The sequence below is a fragment of the Lysinibacillus sp. CTST325 genome (assembly GCF_054665055.1).
Window position 1 is genome coordinate 913,763 of sequence record NZ_BAAFHO010000001.1, and the last position, 21,156, is coordinate 934,918.

Sequence of the window (21,156 nt, forward strand, 5' to 3'; positions counted from 1 at the left end):
ATTTAAAAATCATAAGGGCTTCCACTACCCACAAATTCAGCAACTCCAGTAGTAGCATCAGGTGCGTCATCGTGTGCGTTTTTACCCTCACGCTGATACTCTGTCATCGCCTTGTAGTAATCCGGCCATTTATCTTTCCAGTTAATCGGGAAGTAAATGTGATTCATCACCCATGTTGAGTTAGATAAAATACGAGCTATTTTGTTATTTGATTGATGGAATGGCTCGATATATGTGTAGTTGCTGTTGTGTTTCTCCATCAACTCTTTCTCTACAGAACGAGCAAAACCACGCCCACCACCGTTTGATTCGATGTAAGCATGGTTTACTTTGTTGTCGTATAACATTTTAGCTGTAGCTGGCTCTGTTTCTTCCATAGGATCTTTTGTGTAAAGCACATCTAATACGTAAGCCTCGTTATCAAACGTAACACCATATACAACGCTACATAAGTAATCATCCCCTGTATCTGCTGTATCCGTGTAGTTTTGAATGGATTTAAATGTAGGTAAGTCACCGTCATAAGTCTTAAACGCTTTGTACAATCGACCCTTGAGGTCTAGTGGTTGCTGATAATAGTTGGCATTTAAAATAGCCTCGTCCATAAAGTCGGCTAAGGCATCAAAGTTCTTTCTATTCAGCAACTCAGGACATAACATATTTCCTTCATCGTCCATCGCTGGCATCATTAACACATACCATTCGTTAGCACGTTTCCCATCAAGGATACGACCACAAATGTCCTTTTTACTCCATCTCGTCATATTAACGATTTTAATTGAGCGATCTGTTTGCTCCTGACGAGAAAGAAATGTGTCAGTGAACCATTGCCACTGTTTATCTAAAGCATTTTCGTTTTGAGCTTCAGCAGCGTTCTTAATAGGATCATCAACGATTAGGATATTACCACCCTTACCTGTAATTGAACCACCAAGACCAGCACCTTTATAATTGAAATGTTGCCCTTCTAACGCCCATTGACGATAAGAGGAGTCACCCTTTTTGACCTTCACATTAGGAAATATATCACTATAAACGATTTCATGAGGATATACCTTTTCTTCGCTTATTCCATCACGAGTATAGCGACTGAATACTGTTGCTAAATCCTCGTTATAAGATGCTGTGATAATACGATTCTGTTGCCTATCACCTAACACCCATTCGCAAAAATGAATGAGTGTACGTGACTTACCGTGCCGAGGAGGGATGTTCATGATCATGTTTTCGTATGGTATGCCTTCCTCGTTAAGCAAACGACCTTCATACAATGCCTGTAACGTCTCACAAATAGTTTCTAAGTGTATACGTCCATCAATGTAGAAATCAGGCGCTCGCGTCTTGCAGTACTCCCAAAACGATTGCTGAGAAAGGTATTTTCGTTCTTCAATGAGTGCGTCTAGTAGTTCGATTTCTGCTTGTTCTCCATTCATTGCTTCGTCATCCCTTTCAATCGTTCTATTGCTTCGCGACGTTGTTCTGGTGTCATGTAGGAGTATTTATTACCTTCTGTGCCAACCACGTTGTCTTTTCGGTATTGTTCTATTTCGATGCGTTTACCTTCATTAGAGAATCTCAACTGTTCGTTCTGTAACTGCTTACGTTCATTTTCATTAAGTAAATCCATGTGCTTCGACAAGAACTCAAGTGCTTTCATCTTGTCAGCAAGCTTAACACTAATGCCATCCTTGCCCTGCTTAACCTCTGTAATAAGCGTTCCATCAACCTCAGCTGATTCATTTAAATGTACATAGTTGAAAGCGTACGTCTTAACGTTGCCATTCATATCAATTTCAGGCTGACCATCTTCTCTATACACAACTTCTTCTTGCCTACCGAACTTAACATAGTCCGTAATATCAGCGAATGCTATGTCAATCCATTTTTGAATGAGTGTTCGTTTATCGAGTAATGCTTCATTTGTTAAAGCATCCCGAGCTTTGACGACTTCTTCCCGAATACTAGCATTTCCTAGCAACCTCGGCCCATTTACATTAGCAGTTATATAATCACAACCATAAGCCTTCTGATATGCTTTTGTAGCATTCCAACACTTCACGTAATACGCAATAAATAGCCGTTGCTTGTCATTTAAGCCACTTTCGTCATCATCAGTAAAATAGACAACTTCGTCCTTGGGTGCATCCTCTTTTACGGTTGCAACCTTCGATGTTTTGGTTGCATCCTTTTTGGTTGCATCCCTCGACCATTTCTCACGGCTTTTTCGGCTCTTCAATGTACCAAGCTTTATCTCATGTTTCTCAGCAAGATCAGCAAGTGTAATCTTTGTGGTTTCCCACTCTTTCTGCATTTCATCCCAATTAGCCATATCTCATAAACACCACCTCCAACATATCAGTTATGTATTTCACTCTCAAAAGTAAGTACCGTTGCCCAGCAGTCAAAGGGGAGGAATCTGCTCGATACTCACTTTTCAAGGCAAAATAAAAACACCCCGAAGGATGTTTAGTTTAAATACTTTTTTAACTCTAGAATTCTTGTTTTAATTTCATCTTCCAGAAATTTGAATTTTTTTAACATATCGAAGAAAATATCATGATCCGACATTCCATCTACTTCACCTTCGTAATAGTACCTTTCGGATAAAAATTCAAGATATTCATCAAATTCTATAATCAAGCTATGTATTTCTATAGATTCTAAACTAATTAAAAAAATATCGCTTTCTACAGATATTCTTTTTATTAACTTATTTACAATCTCACCAATTTCATAACGCTCCTCCATTCGATTAAAGCTTACTTCAGCGCATAATTTATCAAGCATCTTAGATAACTGATGCAACTTGATATATTCTAGCTTAGCTTCTTTACGCTTTGCATCTAACCTAGAGTTATGAATTGTTAAATTAACACCTATCAATGTTATAGAACCACCAATAACAGCACCAACAAAAGCTATAATTGCAGCGACTATAGTATCCTTCCAGTCATAGAATTCAATCATTACCCAACCAGTAATCAGTAACACTAATAAACTAGTCCATATTAATATTGCCCATTCAAAAACCCATTTTTTCATAAAATCACCTATTGATAATAATACGATTAAAAGAATTTAATTGGAACAATTTTCTACAAATTTCACTTTCAAAACCACACCAAACTCTGCCCTCTCATTTCGTAAGGTTTTGGCTGTTTGATGCAGTTTTCAAAGCATAATAAAAAGCCTTACCGTGCTAGGTGTAAGGCTCTACATAGTAAAAATATTTAATTGTCGAGTTAGCTCACTTTTAGAACCGTGGTAGAGCTGCACCACGTTATTATTGTAAAGCGAATTGTGTTTTATTTTATAGTGCATTTCCGTGCACTTGTCCCAAAAGGGTAAGTTTGTTTTAGTAAGTTTAACTGAATTACGGAAAGTGGACGAAGTTCACATAAAAACCACTCCTTCAGCAATTTTTAGCCTTTTATATTAATTAAGATACCTAATCTCTTAAAAAAATATGGGCCGGCCGTGTATGTCTTGCCTCGAACAAGTTTATGAGGCGCAGGTCGGTCGTCGGTCTGTCTTTCCCTAATATTTAGGATTTTATAAATACCAAGGGAAGAAACATTTACCTGTCCGACCTCCCCTCCATTTTACACTGCTAATTTTTCGTAGGTCAAAATAGTACTTACTTGGCTATTTTGGCTAATTTGGCTAAAGATAACTTGTTTCTTTAATCTCACATAATCCTTTGATGTTGATAGATGCTCTGCAATTTGTCTATACGTCATACCATCAAGTAAGCAATCATAAATCGTTGTAAGTTGTTCATCCTCAATAAGATTGTATGCCACTTCCAATGCGTATACATAAGTACGCAACTTTTCTAGTCGTGCTATTTGACCACGCTCTCGTACATCCATTCTTTTGAGTTCTTCAGCACTTCGAATAGAACTGCCTTTTGGCATTACTGCATCTATTCCATACTGTGCTACGCCCCATGAACCCATTGAACTTGATCCACCATATAAAACTCTTTCTAAACGAATAATTTCTTTCTTCCAGAAGCGATAGTTTTTCACTAGATAATCAATATCTTCTTCTGACCATACTTCTTTAACATTTTGCCCATGTTTGCCCATATTGGTAGCCTCCTGTTATAATAACTTATCTGACTAAGCCATTATTCAAAGGGCATAACCAATTCTGAGCTGTAACGTCTGCAAACGCTGCGGCTTTTTCTTTTACTTATTTTTGAACAGTTTTCTCAGTCACCATCGGCTCACCGCCTGTAGTGCCAAATGTTTTTAAATGCGCACTTTCCTCATATTGTGCAGTAGCTTACGCTGGAATCACTTTGCCTTTGTAATAGTTAAAGTCCTTAAACGTATCTCGATAACGTTTTGATAACTCACGTTCGCTATTAGTTAAAAGTATTTCTAGTTTTTGTGCATTACCTTCTACAGTAAAGTTAGCTAATTCATCAAATAGCATTGTTGTTGACGCTAATACTTCTTCCTTTTTATCAATCACTGTATATACGCAACCACAATCAGAACCAGCAAATACAAAACGTAACCCCACATGACGTACTACATAATCAAATTCATCATTAGGAAATCGAATAATATCTCCGATTTTTAAATTGTGTAATACATGTTTTTGCTTATTCATTTCACTTGCTCCCTTCCTCATATTGAATTACTTCTGTAATGATGCAGCTTGCTAAGTTCGGGTAATCTGATTTGAATTTTTCAATCGCTTTCTTTTCGTTTAACGCTGTAACAAAACCACACATACTTATTTTTGGAAAACCTTCGAAATGAAATGTTAATTGCCACCCCATGAATATCCTCCTTCCTGCACAATTTCTTTCTAAAGTTCACTTAGACCATCTACGAATCTTACTAATCTGCTCAAGCTCTTTCCCGATACTCCGTAGTTGCCTATAAGTCTTGCATCTTCCGCATTTCTTGGTAGGATCATAAGCTTTTCGTTTCGGGCACCCTTTGCACTCCAGGAAAGCTATGTGGTCCTGTTGATTGATTAACCTTGCTCTACGCTGTTTAACTTCCTTGCGAACTGTTAAGCACCCCATTCAATCGTCACCTCAGCTCTGGGTTGCTCTGAATAGAACTTCCTCACGGTCATCTCAACAACTTGTGAATCATCATGCCAAATAATCTTGTTGCACCCATCCTTAATACCCTTAATCAAATTATCTAGATCAGGCTTTGTCGTGGGCCGTAATTCACCACTCGCTATAAGCTTTCTCTTTGGCCCTGTATGGTATTTCTTTGGTGGCATGAGATAAATATCAGCTTTTAGTTTAATTGGCTCTGTAATCAATTCTGACGGCTTATATTGATATGCTACGAGCTTTACAAAGTCTTTGAAGTCCTTACTCTTCGGTGCATCATGTGTGACTACCTTCTTGCCACGTCTGCTAAATCGAGGTCTTTCTTGAGGTTGTATGACCCCAGGTATTTCAATTTTGAGTACGTTCATGTTTGCCCTCCTAGCTATCCGAATACTCTACTTCCACGAATTCAAAATGCTTCATCATGTTTGTGTAGCCCACATTACAAATAGCATCTTCTCCGAATTTCGCCTTTATAAATTGTTCATGCGCCTTCATTTCTTTTATGCACTGTTCTTTATCAATGTATAAGTCTGCTTGCGTTAAGTCGTCTGTTAATTGATCATCGGCTTCATCGCAGTAATACTGATACCTACAGCCACTTTCTTGATATTCTTCTTTGAGTTGCAAAACCCACCCCGTCTTTAATTCTTCTGACATTTTATAACCTCCTGTTAGCACTCAGTATGCTGATAAAACACCCTAATGCCGTTCTACCAGCAGCGTGTATTTAATCCTCAAGTTTAATGAGTTGTAATCTATTATTTACTTCACTTTTAGCACGTCTTTGATAAACCCTTGACATGTAGAATTTTATTGTTCCAGGTTTCACTCCACGTTCTTCTGCTATTTCCTCTACTGTTCCTACAGCTACCATTTGTTCACCTTTGAAGAGTGCGTATTCGTTCATGTTGCACCTCAATAACCGTTTGCTTGTCTAGCGTGATTGACCTTATTCTTAGCATAGTAACCTTCTTCGACTTGATCCCATGTGAAGCCAAGTATTTCTCCAAGATATATGAAATGATTTACGTATATGGAGAATTCATTTTCTGTTTTCATAGATGCATCACTAATTAGATGAATAAATGTCTTCGTAATATCATTACCAAAGATAAAAGGTGTAGATGAATAAACAGAATTAAAACTAACCTGTAACTCCAACCCAATACTCAAAATGAAATGCAAGCAGTCAACGTATTCCTCAAGGAGTGGATTTGATTCTCCGATTTTTCCAGTGCCTTTGCAATCCTCACATTCTTCATATATTTCTTGGAGGATGAGATTTAAGGAGGATATTTGTCCTTCTCCATCACACTGCACACATAAATGCTCAATTTTTGTCCTTGGCTCCTGGTCCTTACTCCACTTTTTAAACCCTCGCCATTCATTTGCGCATTCACCTAGTTCAACCTGTAGCGCTAATAGCTTCCAGTCAAGATTGTTCTGCCCTCGTAACTCTGGATGCTCCTGCATGATGTGCTCGTCTAGTTCTGCTTGTGTTTTAAAAAGTTCTGTTAAGATCATTATTTACCTCCAACATTTCGATTATCTTTTACATAACGTTCACCATTAAATTCAATAACAGTAGGTTTTTCACCACGTAACTTGAGTATTTTGACTTTCGTAAACATCTCGCTGCCTTTTTTCATAACCTCAATCCCTCTCTGTACAGAATGTCATTAATATTTGATATGGTCTTGAATGATAAGGAAAATGATTAACTTTACTTGCAACATTCCAACCTCTCTCCATATCATCAGCAATCAATCGATCTAATTCTCGTGATGTCCTAGCCTTGGTGATTTTTCTTAATGTCGCCATGTGTATCACCTCGATTTTTATTTAGAAAGGCAAATCATCCTCTGATACATTCGGTGCCTTCGTATTTGCAAACGTATCTTCGTCGACCCTTGTATAACTTGGTTGATTATTACCGTAATTCTGCCCTTGTGGAGCCCCTTGATTTGGTCCACCTGTATTTGTACTAGATTCGTAGTTTGATGCGCCCTGTGAGCCTCCTGTGCCGTTTGAACGTGGTTCTAAAAACTGAATGCTGTCGGCTACAACATCAGTAGTGTATACACGCTTGCCATCCTGCCCTTCATAGCTGCCGGTTTGGATTTTGCCCTCCAAACCTATTAAGCTGGCTTTCTTCATGAAGTTCGCTAGATTCTCAGCATTTTTACGCCATGCAACGCACTGGATAAAATCAGCTTGTTTTTCTTCACCCTCTTTGTTGAATGTACGATTGACCGCCACTGTGAAGCGACATGATGCGATGCCGTTCGGAGTAAACCGTAAATCAGGATCTTTTGTAAGTCGGCCAACTAACACGACACGGTTAATCATATTAAAACCTCCAGCAATTCAAGATTTTCGAATATGTTACCTAATACTGAAATTTCATTAGTCTCTGACCATAAAGGAATAGCGTCACATCCATTATCAATCCACCATCGACCTTCGAACATTTCAACTCGACCAATAAAATCCTCATTAACTGAAACGACAGGTATTTCAACTTTTACAATATCCCTCTCATAAATCTCCTTGCCATTCTTGTCCTTTAGGCCTGTGTATTGCATGAGAATTACATCCGAATGTTCATCAAAATGCATCCAACCCGGTTCTCGGTCATAATCCACGTTTTCTGGCTCTATCCACATACAGTGGGCTGTGTAATTTTCATCTTTTGAATCTGTATTACCTACAAGCACTTTATAAGACATAAAGTTGTATGTTTTATCCCAAGCCCGAAACTTAATCTCTCTACTCATCACCTTTCAACTTCCCCTCGTATTTATTTCCTATCACTTCTAGGTCACTTATCCAGTTTTCGTCATCGCCGTTCTCCCAATACAATTGAGATAAAGGATATACATTATCATTCCAACAATTCACGAACTCCTGGTACATATCTACATCATGTCCAATCAACATAAAGCTACCTATTTCGAATTTAATTTCATATTTGAAGCCTTTGCGCAACACTATGTCGCCATCATAAATCTCATCACCGTTTTTATCTTTTAAACCTGTATATTGCATTACATCAATTACCTCAAAGTTACTTCCTGGCATTGGTGACAGATATAAAAATGATGAGTTGCCTTCATAAACATTGTTCATAGCAACTGTACGCATCTCATTTTTATCTTTAAACCATGCTCGAAACTTAATTACCCTCATGCCGACTCCTCCTCATATTCACCTTCACATAGAATGTCAAAAGCCATACTTCCATCCTCATTTTCCGTTTCTCCTAATGGCTCTCCGTCCAACATTGCATAATATCCAGTTGGATAAAGATCTACACAATCTTTGTGATATACTTCATCATTCACAAGAACTACGTCGTCTCTCCAACCAAATGTTTCTTTACAAGCTTCACAACGCTTTAATTTTTCACTCATGCTGCCTTCACCCCTTCCGTAATTGCAATTACATAATCCAATGCTTCATCTTGTGTACCAATACCTTTCAGCACTCGTAAAGCCTCTAGATTTTGATAAAACCCTATTTCGTTTTCTTTGTACTGGTATTTTTTATACAGCTGTGAATGCAATATGATTTGATCGATTAGGAATTGTTCATTCATGAGCTTCACCACCTAATGCCTGACGAGCAATTTTGTAAGCAGACGTTTCACAACCTTCCATGATAGGTGCTTCTACTTCCATGATTTTTTCTAGTGCTTTACGTAATTGTTCATTTTCGGCAACCTCGGATTCTAGTTCCTCATCTAATTCCTCTGCATGCCTGATAGATACTTTCAATTGAAATTCAAGTGCTTCTTGCTTTGCCTTATGTTTCTTGCATGCATTTTGCAATGTTTTAACTTCTTTTACTTTTAGACGTACAGTTTTTCGTGTACCTCTAAGCATTTCTCGTAACCTCTCAACCTCTACAACAAGAGCTGTCACATCCGTTATCGAATGTTTAATAAACTCTGTATTACCTTCATTCAAGCAATCAATATTTTCGTTTTGAGTTTGGCAAATGGTGTAATATTCATTAGGACTTAATATATCGATATGTCCTTCTGCTGTTTCTTCACTTACCCACGGTCCCGGTGTAGCATTCGCCACACGTTCTTTAATGGCATTCAACTGTTTTTGATCCATCACTCATCCTCCTCATATATCTCACGCTCATGTTCTGTGACATAAATGTATGGTTGTGTATGGAAATAACTATTTTCTTTCGGATACTGCACCTCTACTTCCGGATGTCTAGATACAAACTCCTCATCGTCCCATACATTGCCAATATCTTCTGTCACTAATTGAATACCAGCCATGCTATAACGTGTGTTCCCTGAAAAACCTTTATGTTTTAACGATTCAATGTTTTCATGCATTTCATCTAAATTGTTATGAATTACTCTGATTGTTTCTTTTATTTTCTTTTCGAAAATGTGCATCACTCATTCACTCCCCACCAATTTGTTAAAAGCCTCACGGTCGCCAGTAGCCAAAGCGACATCGATAGCAGCATCTTTGTAATTTCGTTTGTTGAAGTCCTCAAGCTCGGTCATGAGTTCGTTCAGTTCCAACTCACGGTAGGCTTCACCCATCTTCGCTAAGAAATCAACGACACCTAAGAACGGATTAGGATTGGACATTTGGCTCACCTACCAACTCGATATCTTCTGGCAATACTTTGAATCGTCTTCCAATACTCTTTGCAACGATATAAACTTTATGGCTTTTACTTTGATTGAACTGATAACCGTATTCTCCGTCATGCTCTGTGACACCCTCTTTAATCGATGTGACACCAATGATATTGAATATGTCATTAGGATTTTCGTTTGCATAAGTGTATAATTTACGACCACCATACCGAGTGCCATAAACCTTCTTTGATTCAGCAAAATTCTTCACTTTAACTTGTTGTAGAAACATTCCTTCACCCTCCAATTCATTCAAATAATTGAAAATTAATGATTACAACTGATTCATCAGGAAAATAATTATTTCGTTCTATATTTCTACCTTCCTCAACGATGTCGCTAATGTTTTGAATTGGTGTTGTTCGTCTTATCTCTGCATTTCCAAATCCCGTGTTATGAGAAAACGATACAAAGTACCGATATTTTTTATCCATCCCTTCACCCTCCAATCAAGGGGCTGTGCGCCCCTCTATCTATTTGAATAAAATCTGTTCGAAAGCGTTGTTCTCTTGCTGTGCTTCGATATCCCTTACTGATTCCTCCGGCATGTTGACCTGATAACACATTTTGTTGATACGGCTTTTTATACGTTCTCCTCGATCCCCATCCTCAACAATTTGTCCTTTGGAATCTCGTAATTTATATAAATCTGCTAACTCTTCAATTGTCTTATTTGACGTGATTATGGTTGTTTTAAAGTTATCCATTCGATAATCCAAGATGTTGTATAAAACTCGTTCAGCGAAGTCAGAAGGGTTTTCAACAGCAATATCATCAATAATTAGTACATCTGCTGTGCGATAAAGTTTTAAAATTTCATCTTCTGTAGTTTCACTGTTTTTATTGAAAGTCTTACGAATTTGCAAGAAAAGGTCGTAAGCTTTCATATAAACAACTGCTTGTCCATAAACAGTCATTAATGCATTTCCGATACTGCAGGATAGACGGGTTTTACCAGCGCCTTTTGTTGTGCTGTAGAAATAAAGTCCTTTGCCTGGTTCAATCTCTTTATATTTTTCAATAAAGTTAGTAGCGATTTTTTTAGCAAGTGCAGCGTCTGTTCTTGAAACTTGTTGAGTGTAAACATCCACTTTAAAACCATGTACTTTAGCTTTTCTAAACTTCTCAGGCATACCCGACAAATCTAGCTTTCTAGCAATCTCTTGCTCTTTTTTCTTTTGTTCATGGCAATCGCACTTTTCCCACCACTCAGATTCTTTTTTCAAGTCAACCAAGATAGAATTAATACGATCCATCTCCTGTTGGTCGTTCGCTTCATGTGCAACAGCGTATAACTCTCTGTACTTTCTAATATCCTCAGCAACTTTTTCTGGATGCATTTTCTTGTGGTAGTCGATATACCAAAGGAAACCACTACCATCACATTTCTTGTTAGGACATGCATCACTAGGAGTAGTTGCGCACTCGATACCTCTAGAGCCCAGCGAGTTTTGCGCGTCTCTCATTCTCTGCTCTAATTGAGGATTTTTTTGCATCATCTGTTGGAATACTTCGCTGATCGCTTCCATCCTGTTGAGCCTCCTTAGTTTTTAATTGCAATTGCTGATAAGTAGTAACCATGTCCTTGCGCCAGTTGATCAATGTACCTTCTGCATATTTGATTTTGTTTCGAGCATTATTTAATACCGCGTTTTGTAATGCTGCTAAGATTAAATCCACGTCTTTGAAGTCATCTAAGATATAACCAAGGTGTTCAGCAATAGTTGGAAGAACTGGTGTAATGTTTTGATTTGTAAATTCAATTAATCTAGCAAAATCAGAAGAACTACTAACCGACTGACCAACTTCACTTCCAGTTGTTTGTTTTTCTTTTTTATTTTCTTTTTGTTTTTCTTTTTCTGTTTGTTTTTCTTTTTGTCCACGTATCGTTGACGTATCGTAAGAACCCGCATCATTACTGGATTCTTCATTTCCTGACGTAACGTTATACGTATCGTGTGACGTATCGTAGTACGACTCGTAGACGATACGTATAGAATCATTCGAGATTCCTTCGCCTACCCATTGAATTAGTGAAGTATCTTTCACTTCTTTTAGTTCTGATTTCACACAATCAAGAATCGGTTTGCCCCCACGATTCAAGTTGTATTTCCCCCAGTTTTTAATAGCTATTTCACGAGTTTCATCATTGTATTTAATGATCTTGTGATGGTCTCTAAAACGTTGTAGTAATGCTCCTGCACTTTCCATTGAGTAACCCATATCAAACGCTATTTGCTTTTTGGTAATTTGATAGATCCCAATTTGAGTCGTACTTTCATTTGTCAGCAAATACAAGAAGAAGTATTTATCCTCTGCTGTCATTTCCTCAACTACACGAGGATCGTTCCAAAAAGTTGTGTAGACGTATCTGTATTTAGCCATTTGCCCTCGCCTCTCCTCATGTCGCAATATTCAAATTTCTAACCATAGACTTATTAACAAAGTCCAAAATTGTTCAGTTAAATAATGTTCAGCACACGTTCACCAAAATCTGATAGATCAATTTCTTCGGCGTATAATTCTTCTGCTTCACCCCTGATTTGCTCTACTAGATGAATACACTTCAATGCTTCGCGCATTGCTGTTTGTTGTTCATCCGTCCAATTCGCCCACGCTAATCCTGCGTGAATAATTTCTTTAGTCTCTTTAAGATCCATTTAAATTCATCCTTCCTTAAAAAATCTTTTTATAAAAACCCATCAACTCGCTCACAAACCGCGAAACTACCACTAACCTTGAGCACCCTATAGTTTGGATACCTAGTCATGTATTGCAGCACCAAGCGTCTGAGTTCATCGTTATCCTTCGCCTGTTGGAATATCCAAGCAGGCAGAAGGACTTTGTTTGGTACGTTACTGTTCAATGATTATTTCACCTTGATCTTGTTGATTTTCTTCTTCAACAACTGAGTAATCCGTTACATCGATAACATCGCTCATATCCTCAGAAACCTCTGTTTTAATAGTTTCATCAGCCTCAACAACCTTTTGCAGCTCGATTGATTTAGGAGCATACTTTAATACTTCTTTTAGTACTGTCTTTTTAGCCATTGCGTCATAGTTGGTTTTCCAAGGGCTAGTCCAACCCTTCTGAACAGCTTGCGAGAACTTATGTGCATGCTTTTCAATACGTTCTCTAGTCCAGTAAACAAAGTCGTATCCACCATTTTTCAAGTGATATACAGCGTAGTAGCCGACTGGCTCGCCTTCTGGGTTCTGCGAAGGAACATGTACTAAATCCTTGTGTAAGCCGTAAGAGTATGAAAATTCATCTTCTTGGTACACTTCATGGGCATAAATCGCCTTGTATTGCCCACTACGTACAGCTAAATCGATTAATCCTTTATAACCTAGTTGGAATTGAACCTGTTTACCGTAAGGGATTAAATACGCTTGTCCTAGCCCTGTATTTGGTTCCACACCTAGCTGAGCCGATTGCATAAGCGCAGCTACAAAACTAATTTGGTCACATTCTAGAAGCTTTGGTGTTGTTCGAACTGCTGTTAACGCAATACGAGCTATTCGATCAGCATCCATATGCTTTGGTAAAGCACGTTTAATTTCAGGACCCATCTTTTTTAACAAAGTATTTAATGATGCTTCGGGAGAAACCTGTTTTTGTACTTGATTTTGTGACTTTACTTTTAATTCATTTGTAGTAGCCATTTATTAAGCCTCCATTTTTTTAATAGTCAGTCGTCGTGAAGATGACGGTTTAATGAACTTGTCATATACATCAGGGGCCTCTACTTTCAGTCGTTTACTATCAACACGATTTGAAGTAATCGTTTTATATGTCACTTTATGACGTTGAGAGTGCCCCTCTGTAGCGTTTTCAAGCTTGAGCTTTAACTGATTCTCATACTCTTGCTTTTGCTGCTCTAACGCTTTAATTTCGCTTGAAATGGAATCGATAGCATCCAGTAGCACATCATCGTCTTTTGTGAGCATGATTGCCGTACCATCATCTTCCGGGTACATCTTTTTGATTAAGTCATTTGTTGCATCGGATCCATCAATTGGTGGAGCTTCATCTTTTAAAACGTGATTCTCCCAAAAGTCTTTTTCTCGTTCGATAAGAATTTGTATAAATTCCTCATCACGCTCAATTTCTTTCCAGACAAATTTATTGCCTCCAATTAAAACAGCGATATATGCCTTTTCAAAGCCTGTAACAGCAAGATAATGATGTACTTGGCATAAATAACTTGCTGGTATTTCATCACCTTCCCAAGCATCCTTTACATATTCACTAGCAGTTTTACATTCAAGTACAGCTCTTTCACCTACAACCACTCGGTCAAGGTTAGCAAGCATGAAATCATGTTCAGGATGGACCAACATTTTATTTAATTGACGCACCTTTTTTCCTGTACGCTTGGCAAACTCTTGAGCAACAAAATCTTCTAATGCATTCCCGAAATAAACAGATTCGTTATCAACTTCTTCGTAATATTGACCTGTCTTTTCTAAGAACACCTGATAAGCACTTTTATATTGATTAAAGCCCATAATTGCTCCAACATCTGACCCACCGATACCAGCGCGACGAGCGTCTAACCACTCGCCACGACTCATATCAGCAGTTGAAATTTTTGCTAAAACCATGCAAATTACTTCCTTTCGTGATATGATGGTAAAAATGATTTTCTTTAAGCCACTCTGCCAAGTGGTTTATTTTTTTGTATGAGCAAAGCCATAATGCTCCTCCACGTAAGCAATAACCTCAGAATCAGTCATGTCATAAGTTGTTTCATCCCTATATCCAGTAGCTAAGTAATCACTAATGTTGTCGATGTGTACGATCACATCACCGATTTCGAAATACACGTCCCCAGAAGCTATGAAACTACCAAAATCATCGTGCATTTCGAAGCTCACAGTTGGCTCATAAGGAGGCATTGGATGCTCGATTCGACCAAGTACTATTGGATTTTCTAAAAGTAAGTTCACGCAATTGCCTCCTTCTGCTTTCGTAATACTTCCGCATAAGATGCTGTTACAAAGCTTGTGTAACGTACATTGTTCTCAATAGCCACTAGCGTATAAATGATTCCAGTAAACTCACTGATAATGTCATACTCAGCAAAACGTTCTTCAAACACCTCTGTGTCTAGATATACTTCTGGCATCTTTGGCTTAAATTGAGCAATACTCATGTTTTCACCTTCTTTCTGATGGCATCCCATCAAGCAGCTCATAATGTATTTGGCTAACCAGACCAATGAAATGAGGAGGATTATGAACTGCTTGACGAGAGCGAGATAACTCGCAAACGTCTTATTTAAGGTCATACACCGTTGTCATGGCTTGACCGTATGCTTTACGTTCTAATACATTCACTGCATCGATGATGCTATTTATCGCTAGTGCTATGTTACTTTCACGATCTACTGCATATATTTCATACAAAGCTCATGCTTCGTTTTTAAGATTGTTTATGATTTCGTCCACTTTATGACCTCCTTGTGGTATACTAGACTTGTATATGTTGTCCGCTGTTTAATCGTTGCATCCGATTAAGCAGCTTTTTTATTGCCAGCATGTGACAATCACTGGTACTACGATAACCAACATCGTTATTGCGGCACCGATACAAAATTTTCTGTGTGATTCCGGTACATCGTCATCCGGCAAGTAAAAATAGTTATCTAGCCATTTCCACAACCTTCTTCACCACCTTCGCTTTTTTTCCTTGAAGATTTAATTCTGTTGCCGTCAACCATAACCGTTTACGCTCATGCAGTTTTCCGAGTTGTATTAACGAATTGTGTAGGTCCTTGTCTCGTTGTATCGCTCTGTTGATTTGACCTTTTTGTACATATATTTTGATTTCTTCTAATAGATCATCGATACATACTTGCTCACGTTCGATTTGATTATTTACTTGTTCTAAAGCATCCAATTGAATAAACCTCCGATAAACATTGGTACTGTTTGTAAAAATTGCGTTGCTACATCAGCGCTAAATAATGCTGCTATTACAACGTCCTGCGAGTTTGTAATTGCTGCTGCTTTAGCTAAAAATGTCGCCTCGCATGTAATAATATTTTGTTCTATACGGCTAATCGTTGATTGTGTAGTGTGCATCATATCTGCAAACGCCTCCTGCGAAAGCTTCGCTTGCTTACGACACTTTTTGATTAGTCCTCCAACGTCTAAGTTCATATATATTCACCCTTTTTTTATGCAGTTTGCGCATATTATGCATCCATTGCATTGTTTCTCTATTAAGTTAGCTTTAATATTGAGATAAGAGGTTGTTGCCCCAACCTCTTATGATTTCTACTAGATTGGTAGTTTGATTGAGGCCATTTGCCCTGGCCTCTCCTATGATTTTGGTTGTTGTTTCAACCATTTAAGTAAAAATTCACTTGCTTCTTTTGCTGGAATCACCCATTTAGTACCGACTTTATGTCTTGGGAAATCTGGCAAAAAGAAGAATGTTTCTAATACAAAACTGCGTGACATGCACGTTTTCTCACATAGAGTTTTTAAATCCCAAAATACAAATTCAGATTCAATTGTTTGTAATTTGGTGTTAATTGCATCACGAGCCATATCAATCACTAGTTGTTCGTCTACTTGAACTTGAATCATGTATGACACCTCCAGAAATTACTTGGTTATTCTTTTATTGAACTAATTTCAAATGAGTTTGTTTATTACATTTTTCAATTTCGATTTCTATAGCTGTTGACGGGCGCCATTTACTTATAAAATAAACACCCTCTTCAAACTTAGATTTTGGTAATTCACTGTATCGTGGTAATCGGAAATAATTTTTAAAATCTCGCCATAATTGAATGAAGACTTTCTTACCGATTTCTTTATATGCTTTAGACTCGTAACCACCAAGTACTTCCAAAACTTTAGCTTTACCCTGGGAGTTGAGTGCATACTCTTGTGTACCGTCAATACGCATTGAGCTTTTAAGTAAATCAACATCACCTTTGATTGATTTTATTTCTTGGTAGTTTTTAAGCGATGTTTGGAGTGCTAGTTCTACCGGATCTTGATTACTTTCTTCAATTATTTTGTAATAATTGTCCACCAGCATTTCATAAGCATCCCATGCTTTATCTGTGTTAAGAGATTTAGCATGTAACCATGCACCCTTTTCAGTCCAAAGATAAAGAACTTGAGCATTTTTAGAACCATCCTCAATTTGATGAAGGTTTAAAAATTCACGTTTGCATTCACCAGTTAATGCAACATAATGTTTACCTTCTTTGTAACGATCCTTATTACGATTAAAGTTGTTAGAAATGACTTTGTTTTCAGTCTCGTAACTTTCAGCAATTTGTGTTGTTGTTAGTACTCGTCGATTGTCATGTACGATGATTTGTAATTGATTCATAATTATTCTCCTTTGTATTTAAGCAGTTTTTTGTTGTGCATTTTTTGCACAATTTTCATTAAAAAAAATGGTCCATTCGATCCCTAATTCTCTACTAATTGCTTGTGCAACTTTTACACTCGGGCGTAGTCCGTTTTCGATTTTAGTGTAATACGAACGTTCTATTCCGACTAAAATCGCTACTTGTTCTTGAGATAATTCTAGTAATTTGCGTTGTTTCTTCAAAATTTCTGGAAACATTTCAGTACCTCCTTGTGCATTTCTTACACATAGTATATCGTGCATTTTTTGCACAGTCAATACATTTTGTGTATTTTTTTCACAAAATATTTAATGTGCAAAAAATTCACTTATAATATATAGAATAGAAAGGAGCGTATTGTATGAAATATGGTGAGATATTAAAAAAATTACGTACTGAAAAAGGTTTATCTCAAAAAGAATTAACTGACCGCCTCACATTAAACAGATCAACATATGCTCGTTATGAAACATCATCAACACAACCTGATTTCGATACCTTAAGTAAATTAGCTGATTTTTATAATGTGTCTGTAGATTACATTCTAGGCAGAACCAACGATAAAGATTCTTTACATACACAAGCTGGTATCTCAGATGAAGATTACAACAATCTTAATGCGTACCAAAAAGAAGTTATCGATTTCTTTTTGACTAGAGAAAATCTGTTTTTTAAAAACCAACCAGAAAATATGATTGATGCCTTAGAGCAGTTCGAAATATATTATGAGGTATGGAAAAAGCAACAAGAAAATAAGAAGTAATTTTACATTGTTATGTAGACTTTCCAGACATTTAAAAATTCGCCTTTTCAGTGGTGGATTTTTTTGTTAATATCATAAGAACATACGTTTGTAAAAGAGGGATACTATATGACTTTTGTTTATACTCATTTAGAAGACTACATTAGAGAACTATACACTGGAATAGGAGTAACAAAACCAAAACATTTAGATCCACGAATAATTGCTCCTAGGCTTGGCTTTATAGTAGTTTATTTACCTTGTGACTCAGTAAGTTATGACAACATAATTTATATAGATTCACGATTATCAGAAGAGGAACAATGGCAAGAATTTTGTCATGAATTATGTCATTCAATCTCTCATTCTGGTAATCAAACCAAAACTCACTATTTGTTTAGAGAGTACCAGGAGTGGAAAGCAAATAACTTTGCCTTTCAAGCGTGTGTACCTACTTTCATGTTAAATAATATCAACCTTCCTAAAAATAAAAAGGAAGCTATTATTACAATTTGTATATTATTTAAGGTAGACTATGAATTTGCAAAAAAAAGATTAGACCATTATTTAAACAATCACTTTCTAGAAATAATTGAACATATTAATAGTCCTTCTATTGATTACATATAAGGAGTGATACTATGGCTTATTTTCGAAAACGCGGTAACTGTTGGGAATACAGAATTAAATACAATGATGCTGGTAAACAAAAAGAAATATCAAAGGGTGGTTTTAAAACTAGAGCAGAGGCTAGAGCTGCAGCTGTTTTAGTTGAAGAGAAACTCGTTATAGGTGGTATCGAAAATTTAAGAAAAGGTGAGATTCTTTTTGAAGATTGGTTAGAAGTTCATAATAAAATGAATAATCAACACCGAAGAGAATCCAGTAATGTAACAGCTAAAAATGGACAAGTTAAATTAATACAAAGATTTAGAGGTTATAAGTTAAATAAAATTAAACGCGCTGATTATCAATTATTCATTAATGAATTATTATTCGAATATGATTATTCGAAAAATACTGTAGATCGTATTCATGGTGAAATGATGGCAATTACAAACAGCGCCGTGGAACATGATGAATTAGAAAAGAATTTATTAAGAGGCATACAAATCACTAAAGTAGAAAATAAAGAAAAAATGGTCTTCTTAAATAAACAAGAAGTAAAACAATTATTAAAAGCAATCGAAAATGAAGATATTTTTAAACGTGTTATGGTTATAACACTACTTCATACTGGAATCCGTAGTGGGGAACTTCTAGGTTTATTTTGGTCAGATATTGATTTTGAAAATAAAACACTCACAGTTGATCGGCAACGTACAAATATAGGTTTAGGCCCTCCGAAATCAAAATCAAGTTATCGAACAATTACTATAGAAGACGATTTAACTTGTGAATTGAAAGCTTATAAGGAATGGCAAGAAGAAAACGAAAAAACCAAAAGTAATTATATTAAATCAGATTATGTTTTTGTGGATGAAAACGGTAAAATGTTTTATCAAACAAAGCCACAGGATATGATGAAAAATATACTTAGGTATGCTAATTTAACCCCTAGAAAATCCACCCATCTATTACGTCATACACATGCTGTTATGATGTTAGAGGCTGGTGTAGATATTAAAACTGTTAGTACAAGATTAGGCCATAAAAATATAGACATCACAGCTAACACATATTTGCACATTACACCAGAACACGAAAGAAATGCCCTCAAAAAATTTGAAGATTACCTCAAAAATTAACCTTTAGGGGGCAAAAAAGGGGCAAATGTAAAATCCGCCCCTACAAAACCTTGTTATATCAACACTTTCTAAGCTTCACCCAATAATTACCCGTTCTTTAGGATAGTGATAATTAGATTTTTTGCCTCTACCTCCACCACCTAAAGTATAAAGGAAGGAAATTAAACCGACACGACCAACAAACATTAAAATCATTATGATAATTTTGCCAACTACCGATAGGTCGGAGGTGATTCCTAAAGACATCCCACACGTTCCGAACGCTGATGTAATTTCAAAGATTATTTGAATCAGTGATGCGTGTGGCTCAGTAATGAGTAAAATAATTGTCGCAACTAATACCATAAAGAATGCCAATAAAATAACAACAAACGAGCGGAATACATCAATTAAATGTATTTCACGTCCGAATACTTGAATATCCTCTCTTCCTCGTGAAAAGGTAATTAGGAATAAAATGGCCATGGCAAACGTTGTTGTACGTATCCCACCACCAACTGAACTTGGTGAGGCACCTATAAACATTAGAAAGCTCATAAAAATATCTGTTGCTTCACTAAAGGTTGTTACATCATACGTCGTAAGTCCAGCTGATCGTGTTGAAACAGAGTGGAACATTGCAGAAAATAGAGCCTCATGCCAAGACATTCCCTTAAAGGAATGGAATGATTCGAGTAATAAAATAACGACAGCCCCTACCACAAATAAAATTGCATATGTGGAGGTTGTTATTTTTGTAAATAAACTAAAGCGGAAATTTGTATGGCGATTAAGTAAAAAGGTTTTCACTTCAATCAATACTGGGAAGCCTATCGCACCAAGTACAATTAACACCATCGTTATCAATTGAACAAAGTAATCTTTATGAAACGGAAGCAAACTCATGCCTGTAATATCAAAGCCACCATTTGTAGTAGCTGAAATGGAGGCAAAGACACCATGAAGCAAAGCTTCTTCAAAAGTGTCGAAATAGTTTGTAAAGTGCAAAGTTAAAATTAACGCACCCATCAATTCGATACCAATTAAGATTTTCAATATTTCCCGAATTAATTGAACTACCCCTGACAAATTGTATTGATTATGATCGATCATAATCAATTGACGCTCACGCATACCTATTTTTTTCCCAACTAGTAACCACACAAAGGTACCAAGTGACATAATGCCAATTGCGCCAAGCTGTAAAATGACAAGTACCATCGTGATCCCAAATGTTGTATAGCTTTCAGATATATTGAACGTTGTTAAACCTGTTACACTAACTGCACTTACTGCAGTAAACAAGCTATCTAATAATGAAACTCTAACACCTTCTTGATGAACGCCTGGTAGCCGTAGTAACAGGAAGGAAATAGCTATAGCTATAAAATAATAAGAGACAAGTACCTGAAAAGGTGTTACAAGTCTATTCTTTGATCTTTTCCAGGGCACTGTGACAACCCCTTCCTTAAATGATGCCAAACTCGATAGATATTAGTATAGAAAAAATACATCAAAAAAGAAAGAGGAATAGAT

38 protein-coding genes are annotated in these 21,156 nt (G+C 36.8%); 3 read left to right on the forward strand and 35 right to left on the reverse strand.

Annotated elements, in window-relative coordinates; genetic code table 11:
* Positions 1–2 precede the first annotated feature (2 nt).
* The 34 genes from terL to ACYQ73_RS04775 all read right to left on the reverse strand — a co-directional run bounded on the left by terL (position 3) and on the right by ACYQ73_RS04775 (position 17,369).
* Entirely contained in the window at positions 3–1,433 is a 1,431-nt protein-coding gene (gene terL, locus ACYQ73_RS04610; RefSeq protein ID WP_460011356.1) for a phage terminase large subunit, read from the reverse strand.
* Complete coding sequence (locus tag ACYQ73_RS04615; RefSeq protein ID WP_460011357.1) at positions 1,430–2,329, reverse strand: terminase small subunit; 900 nt, start codon at positions 2,327–2,329, stop codon at positions 1,430–1,432. Before ACYQ73_RS04615 ends, terL begins: the two co-directional genes overlap by 4 nt.
* A 137-nt stretch (positions 2,330–2,466) precedes the next feature.
* Entirely contained in the window at positions 2,467–3,042 is a 576-nt protein-coding gene (locus ACYQ73_RS04620) for a hypothetical protein (protein ID WP_460011358.1), read from the reverse strand.
* A gap of 560 nt (positions 3,043–3,602) precedes the next feature.
* Complete coding sequence (locus ACYQ73_RS04625; RefSeq protein WP_460011359.1) at positions 3,603–4,091, reverse strand: sigma-70 family RNA polymerase sigma factor; 489 nt, start codon at positions 4,089–4,091, stop codon at positions 3,603–3,605.
* Between the two features lie 199 nt (positions 4,092–4,290).
* A complete protein-coding gene (locus ACYQ73_RS04630) occupies positions 4,291–4,623 on the reverse strand; it encodes a hypothetical protein (protein WP_460011360.1) in 333 nt (110 codons plus the stop codon).
* Position 4,624: 1 nt separating this feature from the next.
* Positions 4,625–4,795, reverse strand: a complete 171-nt coding sequence (locus tag ACYQ73_RS04635) for a hypothetical protein (RefSeq protein ID WP_460011361.1) — start codon at positions 4,793–4,795, stop codon at positions 4,625–4,627.
* Between the two features lie 239 nt (positions 4,796–5,034).
* Entirely contained in the window at positions 5,035–5,457 is a 423-nt protein-coding gene (locus ACYQ73_RS04640; protein ID WP_460011362.1) for a RusA family crossover junction endodeoxyribonuclease, read from the reverse strand.
* A 10-nt stretch (positions 5,458–5,467) separates the two neighbouring features.
* The gene (locus ACYQ73_RS04645) at positions 5,468–5,749 is read right to left on the reverse strand and encodes a hypothetical protein (protein ID WP_460011363.1); all 282 of its coding nucleotides are present in this window, start codon (positions 5,747–5,749) and stop codon (positions 5,468–5,470) included.
* Positions 5,750–5,819: 70 nt separating this feature from the next.
* Positions 5,820–5,999, reverse strand: a complete 180-nt coding sequence (locus ACYQ73_RS04650; RefSeq protein ID WP_460011364.1) for a hypothetical protein — start codon at positions 5,997–5,999, stop codon at positions 5,820–5,822.
* An 8-nt stretch (positions 6,000–6,007) separates the two neighbouring features.
* Positions 6,008–6,616 (reverse strand): dUTP diphosphatase, encoded by a 609-nt coding sequence (locus ACYQ73_RS04655; protein ID WP_460011365.1) that lies wholly within the window; start codon positions 6,614–6,616, stop codon positions 6,008–6,010.
* Complete coding sequence (locus tag ACYQ73_RS04660) at positions 6,616–6,741, reverse strand: hypothetical protein (RefSeq protein ID WP_460011366.1); 126 nt, start codon at positions 6,739–6,741, stop codon at positions 6,616–6,618. Before ACYQ73_RS04660 ends, ACYQ73_RS04655 begins: the two co-directional genes overlap by 1 nt.
* Before the next feature lie 193 nt (positions 6,742–6,934).
* Complete coding sequence (gene ssb / locus ACYQ73_RS04665; protein ID WP_460011367.1) at positions 6,935–7,441, reverse strand: single-stranded DNA-binding protein; 507 nt, start codon at positions 7,439–7,441, stop codon at positions 6,935–6,937.
* Entirely contained in the window at positions 7,438–7,869 is a 432-nt protein-coding gene (locus tag ACYQ73_RS04670; protein ID WP_460011368.1) for a YopX family protein, read from the reverse strand. The genes ssb and ACYQ73_RS04670 overlap by 4 nt, the downstream gene beginning before the upstream one ends.
* Entirely contained in the window at positions 7,862–8,281 is a 420-nt protein-coding gene (locus ACYQ73_RS04675; RefSeq protein ID WP_460011369.1) for a YopX family protein, read from the reverse strand. Before ACYQ73_RS04675 ends, ACYQ73_RS04670 begins: the two co-directional genes overlap by 8 nt.
* Complete coding sequence (locus ACYQ73_RS04680) at positions 8,278–8,505, reverse strand: hypothetical protein (protein WP_460011370.1); 228 nt, start codon at positions 8,503–8,505, stop codon at positions 8,278–8,280. The genes ACYQ73_RS04675 and ACYQ73_RS04680 overlap by 4 nt, the downstream gene beginning before the upstream one ends.
* Positions 8,502–8,690 (reverse strand): hypothetical protein, encoded by a 189-nt coding sequence (locus tag ACYQ73_RS04685; RefSeq protein ID WP_460011371.1) that lies wholly within the window; start codon positions 8,688–8,690, stop codon positions 8,502–8,504. Before ACYQ73_RS04685 ends, ACYQ73_RS04680 begins: the two co-directional genes overlap by 4 nt.
* Complete coding sequence (locus tag ACYQ73_RS04690) at positions 8,683–9,216, reverse strand: hypothetical protein (RefSeq protein WP_460011372.1); 534 nt, start codon at positions 9,214–9,216, stop codon at positions 8,683–8,685. The genes ACYQ73_RS04685 and ACYQ73_RS04690 overlap by 8 nt, the downstream gene beginning before the upstream one ends.
* Complete coding sequence (locus ACYQ73_RS04695; RefSeq protein ID WP_460011373.1) at positions 9,216–9,515, reverse strand: hypothetical protein; 300 nt, start codon at positions 9,513–9,515, stop codon at positions 9,216–9,218. The genes ACYQ73_RS04690 and ACYQ73_RS04695 overlap by 1 nt, the downstream gene beginning before the upstream one ends.
* 3 nt (positions 9,516–9,518) lie before the next feature.
* Positions 9,519–9,716, reverse strand: a complete 198-nt coding sequence (locus ACYQ73_RS04700) for a hypothetical protein (RefSeq protein WP_460011374.1) — start codon at positions 9,714–9,716, stop codon at positions 9,519–9,521.
* Complete coding sequence (locus tag ACYQ73_RS04705; RefSeq protein WP_460011375.1) at positions 9,703–10,023, reverse strand: hypothetical protein; 321 nt, start codon at positions 10,021–10,023, stop codon at positions 9,703–9,705. Before ACYQ73_RS04705 ends, ACYQ73_RS04700 begins: the two co-directional genes overlap by 14 nt.
* On the reverse strand, positions 10,016–10,201 hold the full coding sequence (locus ACYQ73_RS04710; protein WP_460011376.1) for a hypothetical protein: 186 nt from the start codon (positions 10,199–10,201) through the stop codon (positions 10,016–10,018). The genes ACYQ73_RS04705 and ACYQ73_RS04710 overlap by 8 nt, the downstream gene beginning before the upstream one ends.
* A gap of 39 nt (positions 10,202–10,240) precedes the next feature.
* Complete coding sequence (locus tag ACYQ73_RS04715; protein ID WP_460011377.1) at positions 10,241–11,296, reverse strand: ATP-binding protein; 1,056 nt, start codon at positions 11,294–11,296, stop codon at positions 10,241–10,243.
* Positions 11,202–12,152, reverse strand: a complete 951-nt coding sequence (locus tag ACYQ73_RS04720) for a DnaD domain-containing protein (RefSeq protein ID WP_460011378.1) — start codon at positions 12,150–12,152, stop codon at positions 11,202–11,204. Before ACYQ73_RS04720 ends, ACYQ73_RS04715 begins: the two co-directional genes overlap by 95 nt.
* A 77-nt stretch (positions 12,153–12,229) precedes the next feature.
* Positions 12,230–12,427 (reverse strand): hypothetical protein, encoded by a 198-nt coding sequence (locus ACYQ73_RS04725; protein WP_460011379.1) that lies wholly within the window; start codon positions 12,425–12,427, stop codon positions 12,230–12,232.
* A 195-nt stretch (positions 12,428–12,622) separates the two neighbouring features.
* Positions 12,623–13,435: a recombinase RecT gene (locus tag ACYQ73_RS04730; RefSeq protein WP_460011380.1), complete on the reverse strand. Its 813-nt coding sequence runs from the start codon at positions 13,433–13,435 to the stop codon at positions 12,623–12,625.
* Positions 13,436–13,438: 3 nt separating this feature from the next.
* Complete coding sequence (locus tag ACYQ73_RS04735) at positions 13,439–14,377, reverse strand: YqaJ viral recombinase family nuclease (protein ID WP_460011381.1); 939 nt, start codon at positions 14,375–14,377, stop codon at positions 13,439–13,441.
* A 66-nt stretch (positions 14,378–14,443) separates the two neighbouring features.
* Positions 14,444–14,722, reverse strand: a complete 279-nt coding sequence (locus ACYQ73_RS04740; RefSeq protein ID WP_460011382.1) for a hypothetical protein — start codon at positions 14,720–14,722, stop codon at positions 14,444–14,446.
* Positions 14,719–14,928, reverse strand: a complete 210-nt coding sequence (locus ACYQ73_RS04745; protein WP_460011383.1) for a hypothetical protein — start codon at positions 14,926–14,928, stop codon at positions 14,719–14,721. Before ACYQ73_RS04745 ends, ACYQ73_RS04740 begins: the two co-directional genes overlap by 4 nt.
* Positions 14,929–15,049: 121 nt before the next feature.
* The gene (locus ACYQ73_RS04750; protein WP_460011384.1) at positions 15,050–15,181 is read right to left on the reverse strand and encodes a hypothetical protein; all 132 of its coding nucleotides are present in this window, start codon (positions 15,179–15,181) and stop codon (positions 15,050–15,052) included.
* A gap of 235 nt (positions 15,182–15,416) precedes the next feature.
* Entirely contained in the window at positions 15,417–15,674 is a 258-nt protein-coding gene (locus ACYQ73_RS04755; RefSeq protein WP_460011385.1) for a hypothetical protein, read from the reverse strand.
* Positions 15,662–15,937: a helix-turn-helix domain-containing protein gene (locus ACYQ73_RS04760; protein WP_460011386.1), complete on the reverse strand. Its 276-nt coding sequence runs from the start codon at positions 15,935–15,937 to the stop codon at positions 15,662–15,664. The genes ACYQ73_RS04755 and ACYQ73_RS04760 overlap by 13 nt, the downstream gene beginning before the upstream one ends.
* A gap of 162 nt (positions 15,938–16,099) precedes the next feature.
* Positions 16,100–16,369, reverse strand: a complete 270-nt coding sequence (locus ACYQ73_RS04765) for a group-specific protein (RefSeq protein ID WP_460011387.1) — start codon at positions 16,367–16,369, stop codon at positions 16,100–16,102.
* 34 nt (positions 16,370–16,403) lie between these two features.
* Positions 16,404–17,129: an ORF6C domain-containing protein gene (locus tag ACYQ73_RS04770; protein ID WP_460011388.1), complete on the reverse strand. Its 726-nt coding sequence runs from the start codon at positions 17,127–17,129 to the stop codon at positions 16,404–16,406.
* 18 nt (positions 17,130–17,147) lie between these two features.
* Positions 17,148–17,369, reverse strand: a complete 222-nt coding sequence (locus tag ACYQ73_RS04775) for a helix-turn-helix domain-containing protein (RefSeq protein ID WP_460011389.1) — start codon at positions 17,367–17,369, stop codon at positions 17,148–17,150.
* A 143-nt stretch (positions 17,370–17,512) separates the two neighbouring features.
* On the opposite strand from ACYQ73_RS04775, the gene ACYQ73_RS04780 reads away from it, so the two are divergent.
* From ACYQ73_RS04780 to ACYQ73_RS04790, 3 genes are all read left to right on the forward strand, one after another.
* Positions 17,513–17,914: a helix-turn-helix domain-containing protein gene (locus ACYQ73_RS04780; RefSeq protein WP_460011390.1), complete on the forward strand. Its 402-nt coding sequence runs from the start codon at positions 17,513–17,515 to the stop codon at positions 17,912–17,914.
* Between the two features lie 108 nt (positions 17,915–18,022).
* Complete coding sequence (locus ACYQ73_RS04785) at positions 18,023–18,523, forward strand: ImmA/IrrE family metallo-endopeptidase (RefSeq protein ID WP_460011391.1); 501 nt, start codon at positions 18,023–18,025, stop codon at positions 18,521–18,523.
* Positions 18,524–18,534: 11 nt separating this feature from the next.
* Positions 18,535–19,641, forward strand: coding sequence for a tyrosine-type recombinase/integrase (locus ACYQ73_RS04790; RefSeq protein ID WP_460011392.1), 1,107 nt, complete (start codon positions 18,535–18,537; stop codon positions 19,639–19,641).
* 75 nt (positions 19,642–19,716) lie between these two features.
* Here the strand turns inward: ACYQ73_RS04790 and ACYQ73_RS04795 are convergent, their stop codons facing one another.
* Complete coding sequence (locus tag ACYQ73_RS04795) at positions 19,717–21,072, reverse strand: TrkH family potassium uptake protein (protein WP_460011393.1); 1,356 nt, start codon at positions 21,070–21,072, stop codon at positions 19,717–19,719.
* Positions 21,073–21,156: the final 84 nt, after the last annotated feature.

What these genes read in the sequence shown, in the direction of transcription:
- ACYQ73_RS04735 (WP_460011381.1), bottom strand. Translation starts at nt 14,377, where the DNA reads ATGGTTTTAGCAAAAATTTCAACTGCTGATATGAGTCGTGGCGAGTGG.
- ACYQ73_RS04615 (WP_460011357.1), bottom strand. Translation starts at nt 2,329, where the DNA reads ATGGCTAATTGGGATGAAATGCAGAAAGAGTGGGAAACCACAAAGATT.
- ACYQ73_RS04660 (WP_460011366.1), bottom strand. Translation starts at nt 6,741, where the DNA reads ATGAAAAAAGGCAGCGAGATGTTTACGAAAGTCAAAATACTCAAGTTA.
- ssb (WP_460011367.1), bottom strand. Translation starts at nt 7,441, where the DNA reads ATGATTAACCGTGTCGTGTTAGTTGGCCGACTTACAAAAGATCCTGAT.
- ACYQ73_RS04790 (WP_460011392.1), top strand. Translation starts at nt 18,535, where the DNA reads ATGGCTTATTTTCGAAAACGCGGTAACTGTTGGGAATACAGAATTAAA.
- ACYQ73_RS04620 (WP_460011358.1), bottom strand. Translation starts at nt 3,042, where the DNA reads ATGAAAAAATGGGTTTTTGAATGGGCAATATTAATATGGACTAGTTTA.
- ACYQ73_RS04640 (WP_460011362.1), bottom strand. Translation starts at nt 5,457, where the DNA reads ATGAACGTACTCAAAATTGAAATACCTGGGGTCATACAACCTCAAGAA.
- terL (WP_460011356.1), bottom strand. Translation starts at nt 1,433, where the DNA reads ATGAATGGAGAACAAGCAGAAATCGAACTACTAGACGCACTCATTGAA.
- ACYQ73_RS04685 (WP_460011371.1), bottom strand. Translation starts at nt 8,690, where the DNA reads ATGAATGAACAATTCCTAATCGATCAAATCATATTGCATTCACAGCTG.
- ACYQ73_RS04680 (WP_460011370.1), bottom strand. Translation starts at nt 8,505, where the DNA reads ATGAGTGAAAAATTAAAGCGTTGTGAAGCTTGTAAAGAAACATTTGGT.
- ACYQ73_RS04720 (WP_460011378.1), bottom strand. Translation starts at nt 12,152, where the DNA reads ATGGCTAAATACAGATACGTCTACACAACTTTTTGGAACGATCCTCGT.
- ACYQ73_RS04775 (WP_460011389.1), bottom strand. Translation starts at nt 17,369, where the DNA reads ATGTTTCCAGAAATTTTGAAGAAACAACGCAAATTACTAGAATTATCT.
- ACYQ73_RS04655 (WP_460011365.1), bottom strand. Translation starts at nt 6,616, where the DNA reads ATGATCTTAACAGAACTTTTTAAAACACAAGCAGAACTAGACGAGCAC.
- ACYQ73_RS04780 (WP_460011390.1), top strand. Translation starts at nt 17,513, where the DNA reads ATGAAATATGGTGAGATATTAAAAAAATTACGTACTGAAAAAGGTTTA.
- ACYQ73_RS04670 (WP_460011368.1), bottom strand. Translation starts at nt 7,869, where the DNA reads ATGAGTAGAGAGATTAAGTTTCGGGCTTGGGATAAAACATACAACTTT.
- ACYQ73_RS04725 (WP_460011379.1), bottom strand. Translation starts at nt 12,427, where the DNA reads ATGGATCTTAAAGAGACTAAAGAAATTATTCACGCAGGATTAGCGTGG.
- ACYQ73_RS04650 (WP_460011364.1), bottom strand. Translation starts at nt 5,999, where the DNA reads ATGAACGAATACGCACTCTTCAAAGGTGAACAAATGGTAGCTGTAGGA.
- ACYQ73_RS04770 (WP_460011388.1), bottom strand. Translation starts at nt 17,129, where the DNA reads ATGAATCAATTACAAATCATCGTACATGACAATCGACGAGTACTAACA.
- ACYQ73_RS04690 (WP_460011372.1), bottom strand. Translation starts at nt 9,216, where the DNA reads ATGGATCAAAAACAGTTGAATGCCATTAAAGAACGTGTGGCGAATGCT.
- ACYQ73_RS04730 (WP_460011380.1), bottom strand. Translation starts at nt 13,435, where the DNA reads ATGGCTACTACAAATGAATTAAAAGTAAAGTCACAAAATCAAGTACAA.
- ACYQ73_RS04645 (WP_460011363.1), bottom strand. Translation starts at nt 5,749, where the DNA reads ATGTCAGAAGAATTAAAGACGGGGTGGGTTTTGCAACTCAAAGAAGAA.
- ACYQ73_RS04635 (WP_460011361.1), bottom strand. Translation starts at nt 4,795, where the DNA reads ATGGGGTGGCAATTAACATTTCATTTCGAAGGTTTTCCAAAAATAAGT.
- ACYQ73_RS04715 (WP_460011377.1), bottom strand. Translation starts at nt 11,296, where the DNA reads ATGGAAGCGATCAGCGAAGTATTCCAACAGATGATGCAAAAAAATCCT.
- ACYQ73_RS04675 (WP_460011369.1), bottom strand. Translation starts at nt 8,281, where the DNA reads ATGAGGGTAATTAAGTTTCGAGCATGGTTTAAAGATAAAAATGAGATG.
- ACYQ73_RS04695 (WP_460011373.1), bottom strand. Translation starts at nt 9,515, where the DNA reads ATGCACATTTTCGAAAAGAAAATAAAAGAAACAATCAGAGTAATTCAT.
- ACYQ73_RS04625 (WP_460011359.1), bottom strand. Translation starts at nt 4,091, where the DNA reads ATGGGCAAACATGGGCAAAATGTTAAAGAAGTATGGTCAGAAGAAGAT.
- ACYQ73_RS04760 (WP_460011386.1), bottom strand. Translation starts at nt 15,937, where the DNA reads ATGAACTTAGACGTTGGAGGACTAATCAAAAAGTGTCGTAAGCAAGCG.
- ACYQ73_RS04630 (WP_460011360.1), bottom strand. Translation starts at nt 4,623, where the DNA reads ATGAATAAGCAAAAACATGTATTACACAATTTAAAAATCGGAGATATT.
- ACYQ73_RS04700 (WP_460011374.1), bottom strand. Translation starts at nt 9,716, where the DNA reads ATGTCCAATCCTAATCCGTTCTTAGGTGTCGTTGATTTCTTAGCGAAG.
- ACYQ73_RS04785 (WP_460011391.1), top strand. Translation starts at nt 18,023, where the DNA reads ATGACTTTTGTTTATACTCATTTAGAAGACTACATTAGAGAACTATAC.
- ACYQ73_RS04710 (WP_460011376.1), bottom strand. Translation starts at nt 10,201, where the DNA reads ATGGATAAAAAATATCGGTACTTTGTATCGTTTTCTCATAACACGGGA.
- ACYQ73_RS04745 (WP_460011383.1), bottom strand. Translation starts at nt 14,928, where the DNA reads ATGAGTATTGCTCAATTTAAGCCAAAGATGCCAGAAGTATATCTAGAC.
- ACYQ73_RS04765 (WP_460011387.1), bottom strand. Translation starts at nt 16,369, where the DNA reads ATGATTCAAGTTCAAGTAGACGAACAACTAGTGATTGATATGGCTCGT.